We start from the raw sequence: 11,653 nt of genomic DNA, 5'->3' as shown, positions 1-11,653 counted from the left end.
CCTTCCCCAACTAAAAATATTTTTTACCTTGCAGTCTAACATTCAGTACGAATCCCATACCTATGTAACAACTGACAAGCGATGTAAGTCCGGCGCTTACAAATGGCAGCGGAATTCCTGTATTCGGAAGCGCACCTGTGGCAACTCCGATATTAAGAAATCCCTGAAATCCGATCCAGGCCCCCATACCTGTAGCGATAAGCTGCCCTGCAAGATCTTTAGATCTGCCGGCAATAACAAAGCATTCCACTGCAATTAATAAAAGCAAAGCAATAACGGCAAGGCCCCCAATAAAACCGAATTCCTCACCTACAACAGTAAAGATAAAGTCTGTCTGGGACTCTGATACGAAACCACCATTTAAAACTGAAGTGATTTCGTTAGTATTGTAGCCTTTTCCCAACAGCTGCCCGGAACCGATAGCCATCATTGAATTAAGCGTCTGATAAGCATCAGAATTGGCATAATCCTCCGGATGCAGCCATGCAAGAATACGGCTTTGCTGATATTCCCTAAGCAAGATGCTTTTGTCTGCAAGTGCATCAAAGATAACAAGTAATGCAGACGGGATAGATATCGCAAGAACCGTAATAACAAATTTCATATTTATTCCGGCTGAAAAAAGTATGCAGCTGATAATTACAGTAAGCATAATTGTTGTGGAAAGATCAGGCTGCATCACAATCATCAAAAGTGGTGGAGCCAGCAGTCCAAAACAGATGAAAATAAAATATATTTTCTTGACTCTTTCCTTATATTTCATTATGAACGCTGCAAAAAATAAAATCAATAATATTTTAGATGCTTCAGAAGGCTGAAATACAACGCCCACATCTATCCATCTTGTTGCACCTTTAACCGATTTTCCAAGAGGTGTAAATACCAGTGCCAGAAAGAAAATATTGATTATATAGTAAACAACATAAAATTTGATGATTACCAAATAATCCATAAGTGAAACCAGGACCATCATAAACAATCCAAGTACAAGTCCTGCAATCTGCTTACTTTTATATGTCGGATCCGCACTGCCGACAGCAATTACACCTATGATAGATAAAGCCACCAGCATTAAAACCAGTTTAAAATCATAATCAAATATACGGTAGCTCTTTAGTTTTTCCAAAAATGATTCAGTCCGCATTTGCATCTCCACCTTCAAGCTGCTGAGCTGTTCCGTTCTGTACATCATCAGGATCTTTTAATCCGAAGTAGTATGCTACAGCTTCTTTTGTAATCTGTGCTGCATAACTTGATGTATATCCGTATGCAATACGTGTAGCTATAGCTATCTGAGGAGCTTCATAGGGAGCATAGCATACAAAAAGTGCATGGTTTGCTCTTTTCTTTGACTCCTCGGCTGTTCCTGTTTTTCCTGCAACATTTACTGCAAGATCATTGAAATAAGGCTTATCTTCAACCACCTGTCTCATTCCAAGATGTATTGCATTCCAGTAAGATGAATCCATATCAATATGGTTTCTTACAGTTGCACCATATTCCTGTAATAGGTTACCATCTGAATCAGATGTTTTCTTAACAAGTGTAAGGTTATAACAGGTTCCGCTGTTAGCAACAGTAGTGACATATCTGGCAAGTCCAACTGTTGTAAACGAGTTAGTACCCTGACCAATAGCAGAACGGGTTGAGTCCAAATCTGATACTATTGGTTCATATTCTGAAATTTCAATTCCTGTCTTTTCACTAAGGCCATACATATCAGCGTATGTGGCGAGTTTCTCAAGACCTGTATCCGAGTGGAAGTTCTCACCTACAAGGCCAAGCCTGTAACCAACTTCAAAGAAAAATGCATTACAGGAATTCCTTATTCCGCCAACCACATCAAGTGATCCATGCGCACGAGGATATATCCAGCAATGTGCAGGGTTGGTATTGTCCAGTTTATCAAATACACCGGTACAGGTAATCGTTGAAGAAGTATCAATAACACCCTCCATAAGTCCTGCAGTGGCTGATACCATCTTGTATGTAGAACCCGGAGCCGTTCTTTGCATAGTTGCATAATTTATCAGAGGGGATGACTGATCGCTTCTTAGCTTTGCATAATACTCCGCATCAACACCATTGGCCATCTTATTATTATCATATCCCGGATAAGATACAAGTGCCAAAACGTCACCATTATTAACATCTGTAACTACCATTGATCCTGAGCATGGATCAAGTGCCAGCTGCGCCGGTGTAATATCCAGAGCGGAAATTCTGTTGATCATAAAAGTATAAGGCGATTCAGATCCTGAATTCCACTGTGACAGTTCTTCTTCAGGCAGTTCTACTATTCCCTGTTCAAGGAGTATACTGCAAACTTCATCACCGGTAACGATATCATCTGAGAGCAGATACTTATAAAGCTTTTTATTAAATTCACTGTCCTCTTCAATATCCTTAAAAATATAATCAATGATTGTATTATATATTTCTTCTGAATCAACATACTGACTTTCAAGATTAAGCAAAGTAACATCAATCCAGTTTGCAGAAATACAATATTTTATATAATCCGATAACGAAATAGTCTCATCAGTAGTCCAGGCAATATATGTCTTATCTTCCTTATCCACCTTAGAAGAATCAATAACTCCGTTACTGTAAAGCTTCTGGGCTATATAACTCATATAAACCTTATATTCATTACTCAGAAGATTATAAGGCGTATTTTTTGTAGTGAATTCTGCTCTGAGTTCTTCATTAACCTGCTGTCTTTTCTGCAGATAATGCTCATAGACAAGCTTCTCATTTCTTCCGGCTTCCTCAGATGCCATATGATCAAGATCGATGATATGGTTATCAAAGCATGCAAAATAAACATCATATACAGGTATCTGTATATCTGATTTTTTAATATTGTCACCATAAATAAAAAACTTGGTATTCTGTATTTTTGATATCAAAATACCGGCAAGTGACTGCTCAATAATATTATAACAAGCCTCCTGCAGGTCTTTATCTATAGTAAGATAGACATCGTTTCCTGCCTTGGAATCAATATAGCTGCTTGTCTCAAGAACCTTACCTGTATTATCTACAAAAACAGTTTCGCTTCCCTTTGTTCCCTGAAGTACAGATTCCATAGATTGCTCGATACCGGATTTTCCTACTGTATCATTTGATCTGTAATTAGAATTCTGAGCCTGCAATTCTGTCAGCTCACTGTCAGATATTTTTCCTGTATATCCGAGAATCTGTGAAAAATATACAGAATCAACATAAACTCTGGCAGTATCCTCCTCAATGGAAACACCGTCGAGAATATTTGAATTCTCCATAATATCTGCAACTGTTTTATCACTTACACTATTGGCAATTACAGTATTTATATATTTCTGATAACTGTTGGAATTCATTTTGAATCTGACAATTACCAGCTTTAAAAGCCTGTCCTTTTCATAGCCCATTCCGGGTACAAATGACTTTTTATTTCCTGGTTCAGTATAATCTCCGATTCCGAATTTTTCACAGAGATCATCAATAACTTCCTGCGCAGTCTTTGATCTTTCCTCATATTTTAAATCTTTTGTTGAGGTTCTTCCGTAAACATCAGCAAGGAATCTTAGCTGTGAATTCCCTTCTACTGTAAACTCAAAGTTATTTGAACTGTTTAACTGAATGCTGAAATCAGTATCAACTACATCTCCGTCCTTTTCGATGATGTCAATTACCTTATTAACTGTCTCATTAACAGCAGCATTCTTACCTGAACCTGATTCATAAACGTCTTCTATCGTTACTGAATTAGAGAGTTCATTATATGCAAGAAGTTTACCGTTCCTGTCGTAGATATTACCTCTCGCAGCAGGAATGGATTTCTCTTTCATAATCTTTAACTGAAAGGAATCAAGATATGTCTCACCTCTTATTATCTGCAGATAAAACAAACGATATACAAGCCCTGATGCTGCAAGAATCATTACCGCAGATATCATTACAAGACGTGAAGTTATGAAATTTATAAAGACTTCTTTAATCTTATTAAACAAACTTTTTAGCGCTCCTTTGTTCGATGTCCTCAAGATACATATTTATCTTGATCAGAACAGGATAGATAAAAATTGCAACAAGTGCAGTATATACTGCTTCGGGGATTATCACGTTTAGCATGTAATATCCTATATCAAACTTGTTTCTGAACATGAATAAAAGCACATAGCACGTAAATCCGAACAAAAAGTCTGAAGAAACGATCAGTGCCAGAGGCAGTAAGATATTTTCCGGGAAAAATATTTTGTTGAATTTTCCAACAATGAACCCAATGTACATATATATAAGTGCATAGAATCCTAAATATGAGCCAAAGAAAATATCAATCAATATACCGCAAAACATACCAATGACCATACCGCTTTTATCACCACGCATAAATGCATAGGATGCCGTCAGTATGATCATCAGATTTGGAACTATACCACTGAAATCAATAACTCTGAATACTGTAGTCTGCAATATAAAACTTATTAAAATAGATAATAATGTAAAAACGAATCTTCGCATTTATTTATCCCCGGTGCTTTTGAGTTCCATGATAACAAGAACCTCGTTCATATACTCAAATTGAACAACTGGAGTAATTTTTCCTGATTTTGTAAGGTTATTGGAGTCTTCCTCAATAGTCGAAACATAACCGATAAGAATTCCCGGCAAATATTTATCACTGATATTGGAGGTAACTACCTTATCACCGACACTTACCTTATCAGCTTCATCAACAAGCTTGGAAAATGTAATCTGTCCTTCGTTATATAACTCAAGATTACCGGTTGCAATCAAATTCTCAGAGGCTGATAACACAGTTCCGCTCACTGAAGAATTGTCAGCTATGATTGTCTGAACCTTAGCCCAGTCAGGACCCACATCAGTTACGCGACCAACAAGACCTCCTCCGGCAATCACATTCATATCGACCTGAACACCTTCATCGGTGCCTTTATTAATTACAAAAGAATGATACCAGTTACCTGCATCCTTCGCTATAATTCTGGCACCAATCTTTTTATAATCTGAATATTGTGCATCCAGTTCGTAGAGCTCACGAAGATTAGTCAGCTCATACTTATCCTGTTCCAAATTGGTGTTTTCAATCGTCAGCTGTTCAACCTGTTTCCTTAAATTCTCATTTTCTTTTTGCAGTGCTCTTATACTGGCAAGATTATCGGCAGTTCCTTTCATCCAGACACCTACAGAAGTAATGCCTTTCTGAAATGGTACTACAACTGTTCCTGCAAAAGAATTAACGGAACTGTTAAAAACATCTGTATTGAAAGTAACAACAATTAACCCCACACATAAAATTGTTAAAATAAAGAGGAGATATTTACTTGGAAGTGTAAATTTATCTCCCCCTCTTTTAATGACAGGACTCATTTATACATCCTCTTCAACTGAGTAAGCAAGAGCCTTATACTGATCATCCTTGATGATCTTTCCAAGGCCGAGTGCAACTGAACTGAGCGGATTCTCTGCAAGATTAACATTAAGACCTACACCGTTAGATAATCTCTGAGCAAGATGACATACCTGTGAAGCTCCTCCTGTAAGATATAAACCATGCTTAAAAATATCTGCGGCAAGTTCCGGAGGAGTACGCTCCAATGTTGCCTTAATATTATCAAGAATCTGGTCAAAGCTCTCTGTAAGGCACTGATCTATAAGGTCTGTAGGAATAGATCTCTCAACAGGAAGACCTGTAACGATATCTCTACCATAAACAACAGCATCCTGACCTGATTTTTCAAGATCCTTTAAGGAAATCTTTATAGCTTCAGAAGTCTTCTCACCAATAATAAGTGAAAACTCTTTTCTGATAACATTTCTTATAGCATCATCGAATTTCTTTCCACCGACCTTAATGAGCTTACTGATAACTATACCTTTGAGTGAAAGAATTGAAATTTCAGTTGTGTCAAAACCTACATTTACCACAAGTACACCCTGTGAGTTCATGACATCAACACCCATTCCAAGGCCGTCTGCTACGGGCTTTTTAACCATCATGATTTTCTTGGCTTTAACGCCTGACTCTTTAATCAGATCATGGAAAGCACGTCTTTCTACCTCTGTAACATCCTTGGGAACGGCAATATATACATCAACCGGCTTAGATGCACCCTTCATCTGATCTGTGATGAAGAGTTTAACCAATGATTTCATATTCTCAATATCAGCAATAACACCATTGCTAAGCGGATAAGAAATCTTAATGTTGCTTGGAGCCTTCTCATACATATCGTATGCAGAATTACCATAAGCAAGAAGTGATGTCTTATTCTCTACTGCAATTAGATTCTTCTCTACAGTAACAGCATCTGTTGCTTTGTTATAAATTTTGATATTGCTTGTTCCAAGATCGATACCAAATGTATTGTTGCCCAAAATAGCCTCCTATATTACAAAACATTATTTTCTAAAAAACTATAGTATCTATGATCACCTATAATTAGATGATCAATAAGATTCATGCCCAGTATTATACCGGCATTCCTTAATTGTTCAGTCATTTCCAGATCAGCATTCGAAGGAGCAGGATCACCACTTGGATGATTGTGCAGAATTATTATCTGTACTGCATTTACCTGTAGAGCCTTAATAAAAATCTCTCTTGGAGAAAGTGATGCTGTTTTTACTGTTCCGACTGATACCTCATAGTCACAGATGAGTTGTCCCTGATTATTCAGGCACACTAACATTACATGCTCCCGCTGATAATGGCACATGGTCTCCATGTAATAATCAGCAACTGTCCGTGGAGTCTTGAAATCAAGGCGAGGACGCGCCTTACTCCTGGCAATTCTGTCTGATAATTCCGCAATGCAAAGGAGCTTAACAGCTTTTACTTCACCTATTCCGGGAATTTTCAACATATCATCAATTGTAAGATGCTTTAATCCTGACAAGCCCATTCCAGTCCTGTCACAAAGTCCAAGCACAGAATTACCGATTTCCATCGGAGTCTTTGTAGAGGTTCCGGTCCTTATAATAATAGCCAATAATTCTGCATCCGTTAATGAACCTGCACCCATTGCAGTAAAGCGCTCATATGGAAGCATTAAACGGTTACCGGCATCCTCTTTTAATAAAGTATTGATCGATTTATTTCTTTTCATTTTCTACTCATTGCTTCTTCGGGCAAATGATTTAAAAAAGAAAATCAGACCTCAAATGATTATACCACAATTTAGCTATGTATCAACTACATTGCTAATCAATTTTAGGCTCGCATTAGCTTGTCAATACACAAAATAAATCCCAAATATCTTTAAAGTTCTATAAGACCTTTTTCAAACATAACTGCCAGGGTCTTCATTATTCCGTACTTTACATGTTGCCATGTAAGTCCTCCCTGGAAGAATACTGAATAGGGTTCGCGAAGCGGTCCATCCGCAGAAAGTTCAATCGAGCTTCCTGATACAAAGGCTCCGGCAGCCATGATAACCTGTGAATCATATCCAGGCATATCCCATGGCTCAGGTGTTACATATGAATCAACCGGTGCAGCAGCCTGAATACCCTCACAGAAGGATGTAAGCAGCAGCGGATCATTAAAAGTTATAGCCTGAATTATGTCATAGCGCTCTTCCACTGCATTCGGAAGGACACTAAAGCCGAGCTTCTCATAAATATTAGCTGCAAATATAGCTCCCATAAGCGCATTGGCAGTAACATTAGGAGCAAGAAACAGTCCCTGGTAAAACTGAGGTAAAATGCCAAGTGAAGCTCCCACCTCTTTACCAAGTCCGGGAGAAGTCAGCCTGTAAGCTGCGTTTTCAACGCACTCCTTCTTACCTGCAATATATCCTCCTATAGGAGCAAGTCCGCCACCGGGATTCTTTATAAGTGATCCTACAACCATATCAGCACCCACATCGGTAGGCTCTATGGTCTGAACAAATTCTCCATAGCAATTATCTACCATACAGATTACATCGGGCTTAATATCTTTGATAAATTTTATAACCTCTCCGATACGCTCAACAGACAGAGTAGGCCTTGTCTGATATCCCTTGCTTCTCTGAATTGTAACAAGCTTTGTCTTATCATTTATGGCAGCTCTTATACCATAAAAATCAAATTCTCCGTCTGGCAAAAGATCAACCTGCTTATAGGTTATGCCATATTCTGCAAGTGAACCTTTTGACGGTCTTATTCCAATTACCTCTTCAAGAGTATCATAGGGCTTTCCTACAGGTGACAAAAGCTCATCACCGGGTCTTAAGTTACTCATAAGTGCAAGGGCAAGAGCATGTGTTCCACAGGTTATCTGAGGTCTTACCAGCGCATCCTCGGTATGAAAAATTGAAGCATATACAGCTTCGAGCTTATCTCTTCCAATATCATTGTAACCATAGCCGGTTGTTCCAAGAAGACATGCTTCAGAAACTTTATTATCCTGCATAGCCTTCAGAACCTTTGCCTGGTTGAAGTCAGACACTTCCTGTATCTTGTCAAATCTTGGTTTTAATGAATCCCAGATATTATCACAGTAATCATATACCTTTTCCGGGATTCCCATACTTTTATACAAATTCTTTAATTCTATATTTCCCATCTGTCTTTAATCCTTTTAATTAATTCTTTTGAAACCTTTATATCATCACGGTTAAATTCAGATTTGTCAATCCAGGTCACATCTTTTTCCCGTTTAAACCATGTAATCTGCCTTTTTGCAAAGTGTCTCGTATTTTTCTTTAAAAGTGCAACTGCTTCTTCGAGACTGTTTTCTCCATCCAGATAAGAAAATATCTCTTTATAGCCAATTGCCTGCATGGATGTTGACTGTCTGTCGATATTTCTTGCAGCAAGTCCCTTTACCTCTTCTAAAAGGCCCTCATCCATCATTTTATCAATACGTTTTTCTATTCTGTCATACAGCACACTTCGTTCATCAGTCAGAACAAAGTAAAAGAAATCATAAGGTGATTGTTTATCCCGCTGATCCTTATTATGCTCTGAAAGCCTTGTACCTGTTTCTTTATAAAAACTAAGCGCTCTGATTACTCTTTTAATGTTGTTCTCATGAAGATCACCTGCATATTCGGGATCGATCTCCTTAAGCATTTCATGAAGCCTGTGAACCCCATCAGGTGATTTTGAAATTTCAGTAAGCTCATTTTTGTATTTTATTATTTCGGCATCTTCTGTATTTTCAGAAAAATCCACATCGTAGAGAACTGTTTGAATATAAAAGCCTGTTCCGCCTACAATTATTGGTAGTTTTCCCCTGTTATTTATATCAGTGATCAATTCCTTCGCACGTTTTTTAAATTCAAATGCATTGAATTCTTCACTTGGGTCAAGAATATCAATGAGGTGATGCTTTATTCCCTGCATCGCCTCATCTGTTATCTTGTCTGTTCCAATGTTCATATCACGGTATACCTGCATTGAATCAGCCGATATAATCTCACCGTTTAAAGCTTTAGCAAGCTCAATTGAGATTTTTGTTTTTCCAACAGCAGTTGGTCCTGTCAAAATGACTAGTTTTTCCATAATCATTCCAATTCAATAATTAGTATCAGTCAACAATACGCTTGAATTTCTTTTCTATTTCATACTTGCTCATAGAAATAATCGTAGGTCTGCCATGGGGACAGTTATAAGGATTATCCAGAGTCAGAAGTTCATCTATAAGCTTTTCCATTTCCATGGTGGACATCTTCATGTTTCCCTTGACTGATGCCTTGCAAGCCATTCCTGCAATCCTGTAATTTATAACATCAGGAGTCCTGTCAAGATTGGTATCGGTAGCAAGTTCATCCAGGATTTCTGTAAACATTTCTTTCTCATTATTGCATCCGTAGATGTCTACAGGAACTTCCCTTATGGCATAATCGTGTCCGCCAAACGGTTCAATATTAAATCCGAGCTTCTCAAAGGATGAATGATATTTCTCAAAAACATCAATCTCCTGTGCTGATAAAGTGACTATAATAGGCGGCTGCACAAGCTGAGATGCCATTTCCTTAGTCTCATAACGCTTTATCATTCGCTCATAGTTTACTTTTTCATGAGCAGCATGCTGATCAACAATGAACATTTTATCCTTGAAACCAATTATCCAATAAGTATCAAATATCTGTCCAAGGATGTTGTATTCATTACGATTATCCTTCTTTAACATTTTGTCATCAAAAAGGTCAAGCTGTATACCTTTTTCGATGATCACTGCGTCTGAACTTTTAATTATGGGACCTGCAGCCTTATCATCATCGGATTTTGCAGGTGAATGGTCCCCAAAAACTCTGGTCCACACCGCAGACTTCATGTTGTCCTCTATTACAACAGGTTCAGGTGCAATTCCTTCTGCAAATACAGGTTTACTTTCCTGCAGCCTGTTCTCAGCAGTAAGTCTGCTCTTTTCAAAAGGCTCTGGCACAGTGCTCTTTTCAGGATCAGCACCCTTATCGGAAACTTTATTTTCATCTGAGAAAAAGACTTCAGCTTTATAGGATGGCTCACGTTCTCCCAGAGCTTTATCCGGTGCAGAATTATTTTTTAAATATGATATTCCGGCATCAGTTCTTGCAATACCTGCCTGAGGTATCATTGAAGAAGCCTGTTGTTTTATGGCATCAGCCTTTTTTCTTTCAAAAGCTTTGTCTTCCTTCTCGTCCCTTAATACTTCAGGGATCATCTCGTGATCATGCAGCGTTTTTGCAACACTTTTTCTTATAAATTCATAAACAAATGGCTGATTTGAAAATCTCACTTCCATCTTGGATGGATGTACATTAACGTCAACAAGTTCAGTACTCATCCTTATGTGTACGACACAAAACGGAAATTTGTGCTGCATAAGATATTCCTTGTATCCCTCTTCGAGAGCCTTGGATATCACTTTGTCTTTTATATATCTGCCATTAACAAAGAAATTCTCAAAATTCCTGTTGGATCTGTTCAGTGCCGGCTCTCCCAGATAACCTTCGATTGTATATTCGCCCTCAGTATATGAAATAGGAACAAGGCACATTGAAACATCGCGGCCATAAATTCTATAAATCAGTTCCTTTAAATCACCATTACCGGAGGTAGTAAATTTATCATCTCTGTTATTTATAAAATGAAATGATATCGAAGGATTATCCATGGCAAGATGTTCCATGAGATCTCCTACATAAGAGCCTTCTGTCTGTGGTGTCTTAAGGAACTTCTTCCTTGCAGGTGTGTTATAAAAAAGATCCCTTATGATGATAGTAGTTCCTGTAGGTGCACCTATATCTTCCATAGAAGCTTCAGTACCACCATTAATGCAGTATCTTGTACCAACAAGTTCATCTGCTGTTTTTGTTATTAGTTCTGTCTGAGATACAGCAGAGATACTCGATAATGCTTCACCTCTAAAGCCCAGGGATTTTAATCTGTATATATCATCAATGCTCATAAGTTTACTTGTAGCATGTCGCTTAAAAGCATTTCTAATCTGGGATTTTTCAATTCCGCTACCGTTATCCGTTACTCGTATAAGCTTCGTTCCACCATCCTGAATTTCGATGGTTATGGAAGTAGCTCCGGAATCTATTGCATTTTCAACAAGTTCCTTTACCACACTTGATGGTCTTTCAACAACTTCTCCCGCAGCAATCTGGTCTATGGTATTCTGATCCAGCTCAAAAATTTTAGCCATTATTTTACCCCCGCAAGA

Annotated in this window: 9 protein-coding genes; all 9 read right to left on the bottom strand. The window is 38.0% G+C overall.

The annotated features are described in order from the left end of the window. Positions 1 to 10: 10 nt before the first annotated feature. The 9 genes from T501_RS01260 to mutL all read right to left on the bottom strand — a co-directional run bounded on the left by T501_RS01260 (position 11) and on the right by mutL (position 11,635). The gene (locus T501_RS01260; RefSeq protein ID WP_044912779.1) at positions 11 to 1,144 is read right to left on the bottom strand and encodes an FtsW/RodA/SpoVE family cell cycle protein; all 1,134 of its coding nucleotides are present in this window, start codon (positions 1,142 to 1,144) and stop codon (positions 11 to 13) included. Continuing rightward, entirely contained in the window at positions 1,134 to 3,998 is a 2,865-nt protein-coding gene (locus T501_RS01255) for a penicillin-binding transpeptidase domain-containing protein (RefSeq protein WP_026509326.1), read from the bottom strand. Before T501_RS01255 ends, T501_RS01260 begins: the two co-directional genes overlap by 11 nt. Next, positions 3,991 to 4,509, bottom strand: a complete 519-nt coding sequence (gene mreD, locus T501_RS01250) for a rod shape-determining protein MreD (RefSeq protein WP_026509327.1) — start codon at positions 4,507 to 4,509, stop codon at positions 3,991 to 3,993. Before mreD ends, T501_RS01255 begins: the two co-directional genes overlap by 8 nt. Then, positions 4,510 to 5,379 carry a rod shape-determining protein MreC gene (gene mreC / locus T501_RS01245; RefSeq protein ID WP_196814168.1) on the bottom strand — a complete coding sequence of 290 codons (870 nt, stop codon included), beginning with the start codon at positions 5,377 to 5,379 and terminating at the stop codon, positions 4,510 to 4,512. Next, entirely contained in the window at positions 5,380 to 6,387 is a 1,008-nt protein-coding gene (gene mreB / locus T501_RS01240) for a rod shape-determining protein (RefSeq protein WP_026509329.1), read from the bottom strand. It abuts the gene before it with no gap. A gap of 14 nt (positions 6,388 to 6,401) precedes the next feature. Beyond that, on the bottom strand, positions 6,402 to 7,118 hold the full coding sequence (gene radC, locus T501_RS01235; RefSeq protein WP_044912778.1) for a RadC family protein: 717 nt from the start codon (positions 7,116 to 7,118) through the stop codon (positions 6,402 to 6,404). A gap of 152 nt (positions 7,119 to 7,270) precedes the next feature. Next, positions 7,271 to 8,560: a methionine gamma-lyase family protein gene (locus tag T501_RS01230; protein ID WP_044912777.1), complete on the bottom strand. Its 1,290-nt coding sequence runs from the start codon at positions 8,558 to 8,560 to the stop codon at positions 7,271 to 7,273. Next, the gene (miaA, locus tag T501_RS01225; RefSeq protein ID WP_330376956.1) at positions 8,548 to 9,501 is read right to left on the bottom strand and encodes a tRNA (adenosine(37)-N6)-dimethylallyltransferase MiaA; all 954 of its coding nucleotides are present in this window, start codon (positions 9,499 to 9,501) and stop codon (positions 8,548 to 8,550) included. Before miaA ends, T501_RS01230 begins: the two co-directional genes overlap by 13 nt. A 25-nt stretch (positions 9,502 to 9,526) precedes the next feature. Continuing rightward, the gene (gene mutL / locus T501_RS01220) at positions 9,527 to 11,635 is read right to left on the bottom strand and encodes a DNA mismatch repair endonuclease MutL (protein WP_044912775.1); all 2,109 of its coding nucleotides are present in this window, start codon (positions 11,633 to 11,635) and stop codon (positions 9,527 to 9,529) included. Positions 11,636 to 11,653: the final 18 nt, after the last annotated feature.

The organism is Butyrivibrio sp. WCE2006, assembly GCF_000701985.1.
Lineage (GTDB): Bacteria > Bacillota > Clostridia > Lachnospirales > Lachnospiraceae > Butyrivibrio.
Note: the sequence above shows the minus strand (reverse complement) of the source record. Positions and strands in the feature narration are given on the sequence as shown.